Source organism: Zooshikella ganghwensis DSM 15267, assembly GCF_000428585.1.
Lineage (GTDB): Bacteria > Pseudomonadota > Gammaproteobacteria > Pseudomonadales > Zooshikellaceae > Zooshikella > Zooshikella ganghwensis.
In genome coordinates this window covers 1-15800 of sequence record NZ_AUAF01000115.1, presented here as the reverse complement: position 1 = coordinate 15800, position 15800 = coordinate 1, and the positions used below count along the sequence as shown (strand labels likewise).

At 40.4% G+C, this 15800-nt stretch carries 14 protein-coding genes; 6 read left to right on the top strand and 8 right to left on the bottom strand.

What is annotated here, in order from left to right; genetic code table 11:
- Positions 1 to 191: 191 nt before the first annotated feature.
- The 3 genes from aptA to upp all read right to left on the bottom strand — a co-directional run bounded on the left by aptA (position 192) and on the right by upp (position 2745).
- Complete coding sequence (aptA, locus tag F607_RS0119450) at positions 192 to 1508, bottom strand: omega-aminotransferase AptA (protein WP_027709422.1); 1317 nt, start codon at positions 1506 to 1508, stop codon at positions 192 to 194.
- A 112-nt stretch (positions 1509 to 1620) separates the two neighbouring features.
- On the bottom strand, positions 1621 to 1995 hold the full coding sequence (locus F607_RS0119445; RefSeq protein ID WP_027709421.1) for a SecDF P1 head subdomain-containing protein: 375 nt from the start codon (positions 1993 to 1995) through the stop codon (positions 1621 to 1623).
- 123 nt (positions 1996 to 2118) lie between these two features.
- Entirely contained in the window at positions 2119 to 2745 is a 627-nt protein-coding gene (gene upp / locus F607_RS0119440) for a uracil phosphoribosyltransferase (RefSeq protein ID WP_027709420.1), read from the bottom strand.
- Positions 2746 to 3549: 804 nt separating this feature from the next.
- Between upp and F607_RS0119435 the strand changes: the two genes are divergently transcribed.
- Both F607_RS0119435 and F607_RS0119430 read left to right on the top strand, forming a co-directional pair.
- Positions 3550 to 4104, top strand: a complete 555-nt coding sequence (locus F607_RS0119435) for a hypoxanthine-guanine phosphoribosyltransferase (RefSeq protein ID WP_027709419.1) — start codon at positions 3550 to 3552, stop codon at positions 4102 to 4104.
- 154 nt (positions 4105 to 4258) lie between these two features.
- Complete coding sequence (locus tag F607_RS0119430; protein ID WP_027709418.1) at positions 4259 to 4837, top strand: thymidine kinase; 579 nt, start codon at positions 4259 to 4261, stop codon at positions 4835 to 4837.
- 85 nt (positions 4838 to 4922) lie between these two features.
- Here the strand turns inward: F607_RS0119430 and F607_RS0119425 are convergent, their stop codons facing one another.
- Both F607_RS0119425 and F607_RS0119420 read right to left on the bottom strand, forming a co-directional pair.
- Positions 4923 to 6017, bottom strand: a complete 1095-nt coding sequence (locus tag F607_RS0119425) for a DUF3541 domain-containing protein (RefSeq protein ID WP_027709417.1) — start codon at positions 6015 to 6017, stop codon at positions 4923 to 4925.
- A 4-nt stretch (positions 6018 to 6021) separates the two neighbouring features.
- Positions 6022 to 7176 (bottom strand): DUF3541 domain-containing protein, encoded by a 1155-nt coding sequence (locus F607_RS0119420; protein WP_051311647.1) that lies wholly within the window; start codon positions 7174 to 7176, stop codon positions 6022 to 6024.
- Positions 7177 to 7461: 285 nt separating this feature from the next.
- Here F607_RS0119420 and F607_RS0119415 point away from each other — a divergent pair, with 285 nt between their 5' ends.
- The 3 genes from F607_RS0119415 to F607_RS0119405 all read left to right on the top strand — a co-directional run bounded on the left by F607_RS0119415 (position 7462) and on the right by F607_RS0119405 (position 9907).
- The gene (locus F607_RS0119415; RefSeq protein ID WP_027709415.1) at positions 7462 to 8073 is read left to right on the top strand and encodes an ABC transporter ATP-binding protein; all 612 of its coding nucleotides are present in this window, start codon (positions 7462 to 7464) and stop codon (positions 8071 to 8073) included.
- Positions 8066 to 8860, top strand: a complete 795-nt coding sequence (locus F607_RS0119410) for an ABC transporter permease (protein WP_230400440.1) — start codon at positions 8066 to 8068, stop codon at positions 8858 to 8860. Before F607_RS0119415 ends, F607_RS0119410 begins: the two co-directional genes overlap by 8 nt.
- 147 nt (positions 8861 to 9007) lie before the next feature.
- Complete coding sequence (locus F607_RS0119405) at positions 9008 to 9907, top strand: alpha/beta fold hydrolase (RefSeq protein ID WP_027709413.1); 900 nt, start codon at positions 9008 to 9010, stop codon at positions 9905 to 9907.
- A 92-nt stretch (positions 9908 to 9999) separates the two neighbouring features.
- On the opposite strand, the gene F607_RS0119400 is transcribed toward F607_RS0119405, so the two are convergent.
- Both F607_RS0119400 and F607_RS0119390 read right to left on the bottom strand, forming a co-directional pair.
- Positions 10000 to 11229: an aminotransferase class I/II-fold pyridoxal phosphate-dependent enzyme gene (locus F607_RS0119400; RefSeq protein WP_027709412.1), complete on the bottom strand. Its 1230-nt coding sequence runs from the start codon at positions 11227 to 11229 to the stop codon at positions 10000 to 10002.
- 1189 nt (positions 11230 to 12418) lie between these two features.
- Entirely contained in the window at positions 12419 to 13309 is an 891-nt protein-coding gene (locus tag F607_RS0119390; protein ID WP_027709411.1) for a type 2 periplasmic-binding domain-containing protein, read from the bottom strand.
- Between the two features lie 1014 nt (positions 13310 to 14323).
- On the opposite strand from F607_RS0119390, the gene F607_RS30620 reads away from it, so the two are divergent.
- Positions 14324 to 15565 carry a glycoside hydrolase family 18 protein gene (locus tag F607_RS30620; protein ID WP_027709410.1) on the top strand — a complete coding sequence of 414 codons (1242 nt, stop codon included), beginning with the start codon at positions 14324 to 14326 and terminating at the stop codon, positions 15563 to 15565.
- On the opposite strand, the gene F607_RS0119375 is transcribed toward F607_RS30620, so the two are convergent.
- Positions 15548 to 15800, bottom strand: a 253-nt coding sequence (locus tag F607_RS0119375) for an ISAs1 family transposase (protein ID WP_157365540.1), incomplete at its 5' end; no start/stop codon positions are given. The genes F607_RS30620 and F607_RS0119375 overlap by 18 nt on opposite strands.

Genomic DNA, 15800 nt, shown 5'->3' with positions numbered 1-15800 from the left:
TTTTAGGTGCGGCCATCGAGTGACGAAGTCCCATGAGCCTATATTAATAGGTGATTGGGGTGAGGAGTGAAGATAACAAAACCTAGAAATCATTCGTGAAGGGTATATCTTTCAACACTTTAAATTTCGCTTAGTACACAAAGCTACTGTTTATTTTTTTGCTAACGCTTGATTTTGAATTGTATATGCAATTAACTACTTAGCTGCTTTAACACCTGCCTCAGCGTTATAATTATTTGATCTACTTCTGGTTTAGAAATAATAAGCGGTGGTGATAAAGCAATAACATCACCTGTCGTACGAACTAAAACGCCTTGTTCAAACATATCAAGGTAAACCCGAAAAGCACGTTTATTTGGTTCATTTTTTCTTGGTTCTAGCTCAATGGCACCCACTAAGCCCAGGTTCCTAATATCAATCACATAAGGCAAATCGGCTAGACTATGTAGAGCATGTTGCCAATACTCTGCTAGTTCTGAAGCTTTATATAATAGATTTTCCTCTTGATAAGTCTCGAGCGTACCAATGGCTGCAGCACAGGCTAATGGATGTGCTGAATAGGTATAACCATGATAAAAATTAATCGCCATAGGATCATCTTGACGAAAAGCTGAATATATTTTATCACTGACAAAAACAGCCCCCATGGGCACTGCACCATTTGTTAACCCTTTTGCCGTAACCATTATATCAGGGCTAATATTAAAGTAGTCTGCCGCAAATGGCTTACCTAAACGTCCAAACCCAGTGATAACTTCATCAAAAATCAGTAGTACACCATACTGATCACAAATTTCACGTATTCGCTGTAAATAATCTGCCGGCGGAATTAACACCCCCGTAGAACCTGCTACAGGCTCGATAATAACGGCAGCAACGGTAGACGGGTCATGTAACTGGACAATCTGTTCAAGCCGGTCAGCTTTATCAGCGCCATAAACAGGCACCCCCAAGCTAAATTGATTACGAGCTAAATCGTGGGTATGGGGCAAATGATCAACTTGTGCCAATAAGTTTGGGAACAGTTTCCTGTTCACGGCAATGCCCCCTACAGACATTCCACCAAAGTTAACGCCATGGTAAGCCCGTTCTCGGCCAATTAAACGCGTTCTTCTGCCCTCACCTGTCAGTTGATGGTATGCCAAAGCTATTTTAAGTGCAGTATCTACTGACTCAGATCCTGAATTTGTAAAAAACACATGATTTAAATTTCCAGGAGTGATCGCCACAAGTTTTTTGGCAAGCTCAAATGCTTTGGGATGGCCCATTTGAAAAGCAGGTGCAAAATCCAGTGTAGCGGCCTGTTGTTGGATAGCCGTCACTATCTTTTCACGATTATGCCCTGCATTTACACACCAAAGACCTGCAGTGGCATCAAGAATCTTTCGCCCTTCAGGTGTCCAATAATACATGCCTTTGGCTTTTTCCAAGAGCCGGGGATGAGCTTTAAAATGTTGATTAGCTGTATATCCCATCCAGTAGGCGTCTAATGTATTGTTATTATCCATAGCATCCTTGCTATTTCTATATTTAACTATAACTGGGCACTACGCTTCCTTTTTAATAGTACCCAGAAATAGTTAAGGGGCCTCTAAGACAAGTGCATTTTTAGAAGTGCACTTAACTTTCAGACGCTAACAGTAATGACTGTAAAATACGCGAAGCTTCTTGTTCTGACAATCCTGTTACAGACAGCTTGTGTCCTATTTTTTCCCTGATCTTTGTACCTGCACTCACGAGTGTGCCATCAATGCTTATCGACATCGGTTGCCCTATGTACCTGCCTGTAAATCGAGCTAGTTTTTTACCAAACTCATCAGATAGCTCTATATCAATGACTGGGCTATTAAAGCTATCTTTATTAAGCTCAGCAAAGAGTACATCATCATTACTGGCAACTAAGTCTTCGCCATTTACGCGAAACGCTATGTCAGCCTGTGCTACTAATGACTGATAACAAAGTACGCCAACGAATAACAATCCAAACTTTTGCATTTCAGCACCCTCCCTGGAAGATCAAAAATTGTCTAATCGATCCTAAAGTATAGCGCTACCTGCAAAACACGACGGCCGTGTTAATCAGCAAACTTAAGCCAAGAAGCCGAACGGCTTCTTGGCTTATTTGGTTCCAAAAATCTTATCTCCCGCATCCCCTAAGCCAGGAAGGATGTAACCTTTTTCATTCAAGCAATCATCAACAGATGCTGTATAAATAGTGACATCAGGATGCGCTTTGGTAACACGCTCAATGCCTTCTGGTGCTGCCACTAAAACAAGCACTCGTATTTCTTGACAACCTTTTTGCTTCAACATTTCAATAGTGGCAATCATTGAACCACCAGTTGCTAGCATAGGGTCAATCACCAGCGCCATACGCTCATCAAGGTCACTCACCAGTTTTTCAAAATAAGGTACTGGCTCAAGGGTTTCTTCGTTGCGATACAGACCTACAACACTAACCCGAGCACTTGGGATCAACTCCATAACCCCATCAAGCATGCCCAGACCTGCTCTTAAAATAGGTACAACGGTTATCTTTTTCCCTTTGATTTGTTTTACATTAACAGGACCAGCCCAGCCTTCTGTTTCGTAATCTTCTAAAGGAAGGTCTTTCGTCGCTTCATACGTTAATAGACACCCTACTTCACTTGCCAGCGTACGAAAACCTTTAGTACTAATGTTCTTGTTACGCATAATACCCAGCTTGTGCTGTACAAGAGGATGTTTTATTTCAAAGACGCTCATAGATAACCTCAAATCAACATCAACGAAACAGCATCGTCAGATAATACGGCACATACAGCAAACACAACACCAAGTTGCCTATTGCTATAAACACCACTAATCGACGGGTTGTAGCCATATATTGATGATACCCTTCGTTCCAGGTAAGTCTTACATATGAGCACCTCTAAAAATGCACTTTTTCGAAATAGCTGTGTCAGCGCTGTACTCGGACCCTCATGTACTCCTTATACACTGTGGTCCTCCGCGCAGTGCTCCTTTACTCTTACATAAAAATCACTATTTTTAGAGGCGTCCATATGACAAAATTGTTTCATTTGCTCCAGGCAAATTGGCCGTATTCTACCCTGTAACGAAACATCTGCCTAATGCTTTACAACACCTATGGTTTTTTATTTTCGTTCATATTGTAAGCAAGCGCTTGTTAGCTATTGTTTAACCAAAAAAGATAAGGCTGATGACACCTACTTAAGGTACTGTTATCACTCTATATGCGGACTAGACAAAAGCCTGTAGCCGTCGTTATACAGGGCATTCTTGCCAAAAGTAGTCTGGATTTTTGGTGCCTCGATAGGCATTTGGGGCTTGCTCTCAAGCGAGAGTCACTGTATCGTTCCCGCCCTTATTGGTAGCAAAATTGATGGCCACCTGAAATGCGGTAAACAAATAGCCCGACATCAGCCATTTGCTTACTTGTATGAAGTAATCATGCAAACAGCTTCATATACACTCTACATCACCAGGTGCTAAACCAAAGCGAATCACCTTAGGTTTCATCAAACATAGATACGAGGTTCCCAATTCATGTCTGCAGATCTTGAGCATATTAAACAGGTTTATGCCGAAGCCGACTGTTTATACACTGAAGCTGAAGTAGAAGCAGCGATTGAGCGAATGGGACAAGCCATTACCGCTGAACTCGCTAACAGTAACCCATTAGTTTATTGCATCATGAATGGTGGCCTGGTTGTCAGTGGCAAACTGCTCACTAAACTGAACTTTCCATTGGAAGTTGACTATATTCATGCTACTCGTTACCGCAATGAAACTACAGGCGGTGAGCTGGACTGGAAGGTGCATCCGAGCACGTCAATGCAAGATCGGACTGTGCTTATTCTTGATGATATTCTCGATGAAGGCCATACGCTGGCAGCCATTGTAGAGTTCTGCAAAGCACAGGGCGCAAAAGCCGTACAAACAGCCGTACTGGTCGAGAAAAAACATGACCGCAAAGCTGTTGAGTTAGAAAGTGACTTCATTGGTCTTCAAATTGAAGATCGTTACATCTTTGGCTATGGAATGGATTACAAGAGCTACTGGCGTAACGCACCCGGCATTTTTGCCCTGAAAGGCCACTAGTTTATCTCCGCCCTGGCTCTGAACAGCCCTACACTAAGATGCAATGTCTGCCAATGTTTCTCCATTGTCTACATTGCATAGTCCTAATGTACCATCGCATTAGATGGCTATACCCTCCGTATACTACAAATACTTAACAGTACAAAAACTTAAAATGGCACAACTCTACTTTTACTACTCAGCAATGAACGCAGGCAAGTCAACTGCTCTGCTCCAGTCTGCGCATAATTATAAAGAAAGAGGCATGGAACCTCTTCTATTTACTGCAGCCATTGATGATCGATTCGGCAAGGGAAAAATCAGCTCCCGAATTGGTCTTTCAGCAAATGCTCACTTATTTCAAACTCAAGATAACTTTTTTGCGACTATCCAGCAGACCAGTGAAAAACAACCCATTCACTGCGTGCTGATAGATGAAGCCCAATTCCTCACTAAACTTCATGTTGCAGAACTGTCTGAAGTGGTTGACCAGCTCAATATTCCAGTGCTCTGCTATGGACTTCGTACTGACTTTAAAGGCGAGTTATTCGAAGGTAGCCATTACTTGCTCGCCTGGGCAGATAAAATCAGTGAATTAAAAACGGTCTGTCACTGCGGCCGAAAGGCAACAATGGTCGCACGACTTGATGAGTACGGCAAAGCCATCAAAGAAGGCTCCCAAATTGAAATTGGTGGTGAAGAGCGCTACGTATCGTTGTGCCGTAAACATTTTAAAGCAGTGCTCATCAGTTAACTTCTGCCCTTTACCTTTAAATGGACTAATTTGTCCAACAAGCAATGCCCCAGAGCTTACCTTAATAAGTAGCTGGGGCGACAAACTAATCTAACGATAATCGGTAAGGTAACTGTCTACGCCAGGCGGGTGTTTGCGTCAAATCTGGGCCCGTTATTAACTGCTTAGGCCAATTAAAAAAAGCATAAGTCAGCACATTTCGATGTTCTCCAGCACTAAAAGAGACATTCCCATCCACTCCAGGAATAATATGATGCGTCTTATCGATTTTAGCCAACAACCGTCGTTTTAATCGGTGTATTACCACTTGGTCAGAATAATCAACCAGCTTTAAACACACCCCAATCTCCGCCAATACATCTGCTTTTGCTCGCTTTTCAATGGTATCTAATGTACTCACAAAGTACGCTGTTACCCACTGAAATCGCTCAGCATCAACAGACTTCTGATAATATCGACTTGCCGCAAGAACGATATGTGTTAAACCATAAAGTTTATTTTGATACTCCAACTGTGACAGCTCAGAGTCCTTTGTTTTAGGATAAATTTCCTTAAACTTACGAATAAACTTTTCAGATAACGAAGCAATGCCTAACTCTTCTAACCAAAAAACATAATTTGCTGCTTGTGCTGCATAAACACGCATAAAGGACTCATCCAAAAGAATTTTTGCTAATGGCTGTTTTTGCAAATGATGCAGTAAATTAGAAAAGTGTGTTGGCTTAATACCCAGCTGATTCAATTGGGCTAATAAATACACACTGTGTAACTCAAAGCGTAGTGCTTTGAACTCTGTTTGTTGCCAAAAGCGGCTCCGGAGTTGATCACGACTTTTTTGTCCAAAGCGTGAGGTTAAATCATCGGTTATTTGTAACCTAAACTTTTCATCTTTTACATGCTCATCATACCAACTGACACGTGCGACTAGTCGATATACATGATTAATAATTTCACTAACATACTTCTCCTGTCCTGTTAGCCGATACATGCGTAAAGCATAGTGCGCTTTTCTTTTAGGCGTTAGCTGCAATTGATGACGATCATAAATTTCTTGAATTTTTAATGCAGCCTTTTGCGCCGCTTGCTGTTCAGCATTCGACGCAAAGACTGTTTGCACACCATGACTAAACATCCATAAAAGAATTAATAAACCGGCTTTATACCTATTATATAGCTTCATACACTCATCGCTGTACAGATTTAACAACTGCGCTTTTGGGTAAATATGAACGAAATCTATCATCTTTAGCCAGATATGGGCCTGGATGTAGTGGCTGCGGTAAATAGAACAACATAAATGCAAGCACATTACGATGTTCCCCTTTGGCCAAATCCCACTCTCCATCTACCGAAGGAATCATTTTATGCTCAGTATCTATTGCCTGCATGATGTATTCCCGACACTGTTTAACCACGGGGTGATACACTTCTCCTGCCAGCAGAAAGCTTACGCCCACCTCCGCAATTACATCAGGTTTTGTTTCTTTTAATATTCGCGTTATATTTTTTTCAAAATAATCATAAATCCAAGCAAACTGTTTTTTATCCACTGGTTGCTGATAATAACGACTTGCCGCAAAAATAAAGTGGGTTAACCCATAAATTTTATTGCTATAAGCATCGCCTTTTAAGTTTTGGTCATTCTCAAATGTTTTTACAAATGCATCTTTATAAGATTTTCTTAAATCAACAATATCTAACTGATATAACCAATAAACCCAGTTTGCAGACTGTGCAGCCCATGCTCGTATGACTTCAGGTTTTAAAAGCACAGACTTAAAGTCAAACTTTTTAAGCGCTGCACGTAGCTTTGTATTATGTATTGACTGTAAACCTAATTCATCCATTCGGTTCATAAAAGGTAAAATAGCTGAGCTATAAAATATAAATTCACCGTTACTCGCTAGCACTTCACGCCTTAGTTTTCCTTTATAATTATTGTGCTGTTTCCTGCGTACTCGTTTAACGTATTTTTCTATATAGTTTTTATCATCCAAACGACTGGCAATAAAATCCAAACGATCAGCGACGACATAAGCATCATACAAACTCGTCGCTAAATATTTTTTATCACCCGTTAACCGAAATAAGCGAATTCCATAGTGGCCTTGCTTTCGAGGTGGCAATGTAAAAAGCGATGTTTCCAACGTTTGACGGAGTATATTTGAGGCTTGCTGATACTGCACAAGTGATTCATGAGTATTAGTGCTTGACGCCCACGACTGCGTTCCCCAAAACACAACTTGGGAGATAGAAATGATGAAAAAAAGCCTAAAGTAACGTGAAAAATTCCTATTATTTTTATGCGTATATAACGATTTATATTTGACCAACTTCATAATTAACTTCCTGCTTACTGTTTTTTAGTCTAATTAGCTAATCTTTCTTGCTTCTCCTTCTGTTTTGTTAAAAGTGATTCATTAAGGGTATATTTCACGCTATGTAGAATGCCCTGTACGCAACCCTTTAGTAAATGACTACAGCTGCTTGACTTGATACACAGCGACACACACCTTTATTTTAATGTGAACTACATCTACAAAAGACTAAAATCATAGTGTATCTTCATTGTACGGGTACAACCCCAAAACGAAGAGTAAACCTGTTGAATAGCCTTACACATCATGAACAATTCTGTCCCCTTACTGCAGGTCAAACACTTATCAGTACATTCTTTACAACACATTAACTTCAGCCTTTTCGCCCAAGAATGTATGTGTATTCAAGGGGCTTCAGGCAGTGGCAAAAGCCTGCTGCTAAAAGCACTGGCTGACTTGATTCCCGCCCAAGGAGAAGTCTTATTACACAGCCAAAAACAATCTGACACTGAACCATCACAGTGGCGACGGAATGTGACTTTAGTTCCTGCAATGCCCAGCTGGTGGTACCCTACCGCAAAAGAACACTTTTCCTGCAATATTGATCACTGGCTTACTCAGCTAGCTTTATCACCTTCAATCACCCAGCAACCGATACATACTCTTTCAACAGGTGAAAAACAGCGACTCGCCCTTTGCAGAGCACTACAACATAACCCTTACGTCTTATTACTTGATGAGCCTACAGCAAATCTTGATCCCACTAGTCAGTCCCTCTTAGAACAGTTCTTGTTTAATTACTTTTTGGCACAACCAGATCGCAGTATTATCTGGGTTGCTCATCACCCATCGCCTTGGCTGATCAGACGCGCAAAACGCTTCACTTTACATGGAGGTTACTTAAGTGAAGATGATTGAACTCAGCAACATTGACTTAACTCTCTGTATCCTATTACTGAGTGCACTCGCCTTGTTACAGCGAAATCTTGCACCGGGAATCTCACGACAGCTGCTTATCAGCATGCTGCGAATGTTATTACAGCTCAGCATTATTGGCCTCATTTTAACGTGGTTATTTAGCCATATTCAGCTTTCTTTGGTGTTAGGCGTTGCGTTACTGATGATTCTCGCTGCAGGGCGCGAGGCTAATGCACGACAAACCTATTCTTGGGTAACACGTTGGAACATTTGGATTAGTACGCTTGCACTATTTATTGCAACCACGAGTATGCTATTCCTAATGCTTTTAGCCTTTATTCAAGCAACACCTTGGTACCATCCGCAGTATTTTATTCCATTACTGGGTATGCTGCTTGGTAATAGCCTAAATGGAGTGTCATTAGCAAGGGAGTATATAACGGTTACAGCACATGAGGCTCAAGACCGTATTGAAGGGCAATTGATGCAAGGCGCAACCTGGTTACAAGCAACCGCTTTTCTTCGCCGCCAAGCTCAGCATCATGCCATGATCCCCGCGATTAATGGGATGGCTGCAGCCGGTATCGTTAGCTTACCTGGAATGATGACAGGACAAATCCTTGCAGGCACCGACCCATCACAGGCAATACGTTATCAAATTGCTATTTTAATCTTAATTACAGTTGCTACTGGCTTGGGAAGCTTTATTACCACTTACTTCACAACACGGCAACTGTTTGATAAACGACAACGATTGCGTCTTGATAGGTTAAAGACATCACATTAGCAATTTCAAATGCTTTAAACGGTTTGCAAAACAGGTGCTAAGAGCACCGTAAGCAACAAAGGCCAAGAATGGTCTTCTCTAGTTCACGCTTGTTATACTGAGCGACAAAGACATAAATCGCCGTACACATACAGGAAGTAATAATCTATGCAACAGCCACTAAACTCTACGCAACATACTCTTCACTGGTGGTCAATCAATCCCCAACAACACAAACACTCAATTCTATTTGTGCATGGCGGACCAGGAAGTCACTCTCATTATTTTAAAAACTGGGTAAACCAGTGCCAGTATTTTACGCGACATTTTGGCTGGATATCTTATGATCAAAGGGGATGTGGACTGTCAAAGCCCCATGATCAGTACTGTCATGCGTCAAATATTGATGACTTTTTATTAATGCTGGAAACATTTGCCCGAAATGATGTTTCTATTTCTGCCATTGTTGCTCATAGTTACGGTGCCAAACTGGTATATGATGCTTTATTAAAAAAACCTGATATTAATAAAAAAATAATTTTTTTAGGGCGCTCATTAAGAGCAGATATTCCTGCTAAAAGAAATTTTATGATGGATATGATTCTCATGAAACTTTTTCAAAAAGAGGATTATAAAAGCATCATGGCATCAACTGAGTTTGATGTTAATGACCCTGCCAGTTTATGGGATATCAAACAAAAATTTAGAGCAACACTCAAAAACAGAGACATTCGCAGCTTGTTTTACTGGTCAAATTTTGAAGCCATGGAAAAATTTGAAACACTAAAAGCTCAGTGCACTTTATCAGATAGCGATGATATTTTTAAAGCCGTTGTCAATAGTATTCACAAGGACAGTACAGCCACTCCATACTATGATGTTTCAAAACTTAAACAACAAGTTCTGCATATTATGGGCAGCCACGACTTTTTGATGGCAGGCGATGTCTTCCAGCCTACACACCATGATAATTACACCGCATGTGTTTTTTCTAAATCGGGTCACTACCCTCATTTTGAAGAACCAACTAAATTTATTGAAACAGTGCACGACTCTATAAAATCCTAATATCCATAAAATACTTTCAGCCGCCATGCTGGCTGCCAAATACCTTGGCAGCCAAACGTTGTTATTTATAACTTAGGGCCTGTTAACAGGCCCTAGATAATCTGACACGCTGCCAAGGCAGCCTTTAATTGATTCCAGCGTTGCGCTAAGCTGCCCGTATACCCAACAGAAAAGCGCACCAAACCGGGTGAAATATTCGCAAGCTGCTTATCTTCTTCGGTCATTTCACTGGAGGTTGAACTACCAGAGCACGACATTAACGTATCACTAAAACCCAGGCTTACCGCCATAAAGCCAAAATGCTGTTCGTTTTGCAAAATATTCATTAGAGTATTTGCCTTTTTTTCTGAACCAAGGTCTAGTGTTAATAGCCCCCCAAAACCATACTCATCAACATTACCAATAGCTTTTAGTCGACGATGATCTGGGTGATCCGGCAACCCAGGATAGGTCACGGGTAGCTGCAGTGCCTGCAGCTGTTGTGCAATATACAGCGCGCGTTGGCTATGTGCTTGAATGCGTAATGGTAAATGAGACAAACGCGCACTTATGCGAAAAGCGACTTCTGGATCCATGGTCGGACCAAGCAGCATCAATGATCCTGTATGTAAATCCATAAGTTGACTTACAAAGTCAGTTGATGCACACACAACCCCAGCTACGGTATCTGATGCTCCATTAATAAACTTTGTTAAACTATGAATAACAATATCAGCACCTAAAGCAATTGGCTCAATAATTAAAGGAGCAAATGTATTATCAACCACTAGCGTAAGCTGATGCTTTTTAGCAAGACTGGCTAATGATTTAATATCAGCCACACGTAACGTAGGGTTTGATATAGACTCAACATAAATAACCTTAGTTTTTTCAGTGATTTTTTGCTCAATTAACGCAGGCTGGTGTATATCGATAAAATGCGTATTTATATTGTTTTTTAAAGGGAAGTAATCATGTAAAAGTGCATATGTACCACCATAAATAGTATGCGAAGCAATTACTTCATCTCCCGGATTAAGTAACTGCAGCAAAGTACTGGAAATAGCTGCCATTCCACTGGCGGTACAATAAGCTGACTCACTACCCTCAATACACGCCAACTGCTGTGCTAAATTATAGACTGTAGGGTTAAAATGACGTCCATATAAATAACACCCCCCTTGCTGAGGTCCTTTTTGACCCTGGAATATTTCAGGGAGTGTATTAGCTTCCATTACTGTAAACGTTGAGCTGGCCTCAATTGACATATTAACACCACCATGCTCGCCAAACTCATGCTTTGCATCAGCCAGTCGTTCTATCGCATTTTTATTATTATCCACTTTATATCCTTTTTTGTTTTCTGATTATGCAATAAAAACTCATTCAACCACTGCAAACCCACTTTTTGCAAGATCTCAATCATTTTTAAACAAGTAATGGTGATATTTCGATGTATATACCCACAGCGAAGGATTTTTAGGAGGCTGGCTTACTACTGTGAAGCTAGCGATAGCAGCACTAATTGAAATAAAAAGTGCTAGCTGGGCCGTCAAGCGATTAAGCCTCTGGGCAAGTTTACTGCTGTGAAACTTGCGGTAGCCACTTTAATTGATATAACAGCGCTGCTGGGCGGTTATATTAATAAGTGAATGGGCTCAAGAGCGAAGGCAACAAACCCTAAAATTGATTCGCGAAGGGTATAGCTTGGTAAAACAAAGACTATGGTCTGTAAAGGCTAGCGATAACCACAGCTGTTTTAAAAGAGCTTGAGAGAATGTCTTTTGTAAAGGTAAGTTTTATGCAATTGCCTTGGGGTGAAAAACACTATTAGTACTGTCTAAAACTCACTCACTACGACTATGCCAGTGAAAAACCAAATAGTTAGACCGAGCTTCACTGGACTCAGTTGTTAAGCAAATATGCTTGTGGTGTTTTAACCTCATAATAGTCTGCTTAATTGACTGCTCATTTACCTTTAGACCTGAGAGAAAGTCTACTAACTGATAGTTCGTAACCTGGTTTTCCGTTTCTATATATTTAAGTGCACGCTGTAAAAGCAGTGTATCGTTATCAGAACTTGCAGTACTTGAGGCCTTAGCAATTGTAACTTCATTATTCGCAAGTGTAGATTCCGTCTCTACAGTGTCGCTTTCAGCCGTAGCCGTGTTTTTATTTTACTTGGCACATAAGTCCAAAATTGCAGAGACAATACTCTGGAAGTCTTCATCACAGGTTACTGTTAAGTCTATTGGGATATTACCAACTGTACCCTTGATCTGCATAGCCATTAGCAAATACCTAGTTATTCTGAATCATTATACCCTTCGCAAATCAATTTTAGGGTTTGTTGCCTTCGCTCTTGACCACCAAGAATAGTGTGCAAGCAGTTTACGCATAATGACGTGGATGTCACATAGTAGGGCAATATAGTAGAGCAATGCAGGAGCCTCTGTCGAGGAGCATTTAACTGCCACCCCGGTCACTAAAAAATAAATGACAGGGGTGAAATTAAAGCGGTTTTGAGCCGATTTAAAGCATATTTGTTACAATATCGCCTGGCTCAAACCATAATGCTCGATTTGAGAGTGGGGTTTTCGCGGGTAGCTCAGGGTTATCCAATCTAATCAAGCGTCGGTTATTGAGGTCTGCACGTAAAATTTTATCCCGATGATACTTATAAAATATTTTATTAAATGTTCCGTTCGCGACTAATTTATTAAGTCCGACTTCAACTCGGTTAGCTAATTTGGCATTGCTCTTGGACATAAAAAAGTAGTAAGGCCATGGATAATACAGCACTAACTCGTTTTCAACAGACAAATTAGGATGCTTATCTTTTCTACGCTCGAGAATACCATGAACTTCATTGACTCCCAAAGGGAGCAAATCAAACCTTTTTTTGGCAAGCTGAGTAAAAAGCAACTCAAACTTAAAAACTTTATATGGATCTATGCCATTAGCCTGATAAACTTTTACATCACCCCAGTCCTGACCTTGTCCAATTCTTAACTGCTGCAAATCAGCTAAGGTTTGTACCTGATGTGCTTTTAATTGCCCTTCTGGGTTTGCCAGGCTCAATCGATAACCCAATAACCCCTTGCGAAGAGGTATACGAATAGGATAAAACTTTTCTTCTCGCTCTTGACTGGTTGAGCTCCAGGCGATGTTAATCAGACGATCCTTCTCAATCTCAACGAGCATTCTATCTTCTGTTAACCTTGCTCGTGTACTACGAAGCTTATAATCGCCATGACTTTCTTTTGTTATCTCCAGCGCTTGCGTCAACAACTCTTTAACGTCTTCCAGACGGGCAGGTACAACCGGCAGCACATAAGAGTCAACCGCATTAGCAGAAAAGGAGGTACCCAGTAATATCAACGCACTTACCGTACAACTTAACCAGCGTTTTACTACGTGCATAGCATCAGTCTCTTTATTATTGGGAGTGTATGATTATTCACAGCATCTATACTCCATCTCCAGCAAAATATCCATGATGCCAAAGGCTGACTACTGGCCAGACACTGTTTACATTCAGCCCTGGTGATTCATATTACCCTGAATTGTTGGTAAATTGTAACCATTGCACTTTTGTTAAGCAATTACTAATAAGCTGAAATTTATATATAATGAAAATGCACTTGATTCTTATTTAATATTCCAAACCAACAAGATCTGAAAAGAGGTTCCTCGTTATAAAATAGGCTCTTCTAGTCTTTAATTCAACTATCACATTAAAATCTATTAACAATGTTAATAGTATACGTATAGTTTCGCCTGAATTAACTCATTTTCTAAACCACTTTTTATATACCCACAGTGAAGGATTTTTAGGGGCTGGCTTACTACTGTGAAGCTAGCGATAGCAGCACTAATTGAAATAAAAAGTGCTAGCTGGGCCGTCAAGCGATGAAGCCCCATGAGCCTATATTAATAGGTGATTGGGTGGCAGTTAAATGCTCCTGCATAAACTGCATTTCCTCCATCCTTGGTAGTCATGAGTGAAGATAACAAAACCCAGAAATCATTCGTGAAGGGTATAATTTACATTTAAGCACTATTGTGCAGAATCTGTATAACGATCATTAAACACAGCGTAAATCTTTATCAGAGGGCATGCTTGTCGCTTTCTTGCGACAAACAGTTTAGACCTTTTGCCCCCCTCTTCGTCTTACAAAGCATATACAATGGCTAATTTAAACGTGAATTAGAAGTTCGCAATAAATAAGTTGGCAATGACAGATCTTCTACCCACCACAAACTATTTTTATTTACTATTGCCCTTGTAAGATACCTCTATTCCAAAAAAGCATAATAAAAAAATAGCGAGTCAGCTCATTCACATTTAGATTTATAATTTGTGACTGTACCTATTAATTTCGCCTCAAAAATAAAGTATTCACCCAAGTGTCATCAAACTGAATGGAGTCGGTCATGACGTCATTAATAAGCACTTTTTTATCTGGTAAACATTTAACACCTGCCAGTACGTTATTGATAGGCTTATGTCTATTACCTACCAGCAAAAACTATGCAGTAGAAATATCACAACAAATGTCAGGGAATATACCATCACAACAAATATCTGCTCCTTGGAATCTTATTTCCAGCAAATATACTGGCGAACGTGTTCACCTAAAATTATTTTATGACTGGGTATGGGATAATAATGATCCCGACCGTAATTTTGCAGGGTTTAGACCTGCTGATTACAATATCTACGTCGCTAAGCGAACAGGTGTTGACTGGAAAAATGAAATTCAATATCAAAAACAACGAAAAGCAACCGATAGTGATACTAATTGGGGAGCAAACAAAGAGCATCATCGTCCCTTTGATGTCACTTCCAGTGGTAAAATTGTTGGTTTATACATGGGAGAATGGGGTGTTTGGGAACGCGCCTTTCCTGCAGAACTCATAGCCGCCAATAATATAACCCATTTATTTTATTCATTTGCTGCAATTTGCGATTACGACCGGCCTGATGCGACAAAAAATGATGGATTAAATCGAGAGTTTAGCCCTGATGGTGGCGTTAGTCGCAGTTGGAAAGTCATGCGAGCTAGCTGCGGTAAAGGACTCGCTCCTGATGTTAATAATAATGAACGTGGAGACTTAGTGAAACTGGGTGTTGTCGAACGTAACGGTGACTTTGAAGTTTCGGAATACGATTATATTGCCGTTCCTCACTCAGTAGCAGCCATCAAAAAGATAAAGCAACGTTTTCCCCATTTAAAAGCCATGTTATCCATTGGCGGCTGGACACTCAGTGACCCTTTCTACGATATGGTCACTAAGCCAGAATGGCGACAAACGTTTGTAGAATCAGTGATAGCGTTTATTGCACGCCATGATAATGTTTTTGATGGTGTAGACATTGACTGGGAATTCCCAGGAGGGAGTGGTCTCAGTCCAGACTTAACTAAAGGCTACGTTCAGGACCGAGAAAACTTTACAGCGTTAATCAAATTACTAAGAACACGATTAACTGCTGAATATGGTGCAGATTTCGAATTGTCAGCAGCACTATCAGCATCACCAGCCAAGCTTGCGGCAGTAGATTTAAATGCCTTACGTGATGAATTTACCTTTATCAACCTAATGACTTATGATTTATACGGTGCCTGGGCTAAAGACCCAGGGCAATCGCATATAAATTTACACCGAACAAATTAGCTTCATTAAATATTCATGATCCCAACCAGCAGAGAGTCTCTTATTTTTTATTCCAATTTTATAAGTATTATCTTGCTTAAGAATATTAAGTGCTATCTGCCTAATTCTAGACATATTTTCAGCTGAATGTCCTTTACGAATTCGACTATCATCTTCTCTGAATGCAACATCCAAACTCCAGTGCAAGCTGTTTTCAATTTGCCAGTGATGTTGGATCATTTCACTAACCTCTTTT

What these genes read in the sequence shown, in the direction of transcription:
- aptA (WP_027709422.1), bottom strand. Translation starts at nt 1,508, where the DNA reads ATGGATAATAACAATACATTAGACGCCTACTGGATGGGATATACAGCT.
- F607_RS0119445 (WP_027709421.1), bottom strand. Translation starts at nt 1,995, where the DNA reads ATGCAAAAGTTTGGATTGTTATTCGTTGGCGTACTTTGTTATCAGTCA.
- upp (WP_027709420.1), bottom strand. Translation starts at nt 2,745, where the DNA reads ATGAGCGTCTTTGAAATAAAACATCCTCTTGTACAGCACAAGCTGGGT.
- F607_RS0119435 (WP_027709419.1), top strand. Translation starts at nt 3,550, where the DNA reads ATGTCTGCAGATCTTGAGCATATTAAACAGGTTTATGCCGAAGCCGAC.
- F607_RS0119430 (WP_027709418.1), top strand. Translation starts at nt 4,259, where the DNA reads ATGGCACAACTCTACTTTTACTACTCAGCAATGAACGCAGGCAAGTCA.
- F607_RS0119425 (WP_027709417.1), bottom strand. Translation starts at nt 6,017, where the DNA reads ATGAAGCTATATAATAGGTATAAAGCCGGTTTATTAATTCTTTTATGG.
- F607_RS0119420 (WP_051311647.1), bottom strand. Translation starts at nt 7,176, where the DNA reads ATGAAGTTGGTCAAATATAAATCGTTATATACGCATAAAAATAATAGG.
- F607_RS0119415 (WP_027709415.1), top strand. Translation starts at nt 7,462, where the DNA reads ATGAACAATTCTGTCCCCTTACTGCAGGTCAAACACTTATCAGTACAT.
- F607_RS0119410 (WP_230400440.1), top strand. Translation starts at nt 8,066, where the DNA reads ATGATTGAACTCAGCAACATTGACTTAACTCTCTGTATCCTATTACTG.
- F607_RS0119405 (WP_027709413.1), top strand. Translation starts at nt 9,008, where the DNA reads ATGCAACAGCCACTAAACTCTACGCAACATACTCTTCACTGGTGGTCA.
- F607_RS0119390 (WP_027709411.1), bottom strand. Translation starts at nt 13,309, where the DNA reads ATGCACGTAGTAAAACGCTGGTTAAGTTGTACGGTAAGTGCGTTGATA.
- F607_RS30620 (WP_027709410.1), top strand. Translation starts at nt 14,324, where the DNA reads ATGACGTCATTAATAAGCACTTTTTTATCTGGTAAACATTTAACACCT.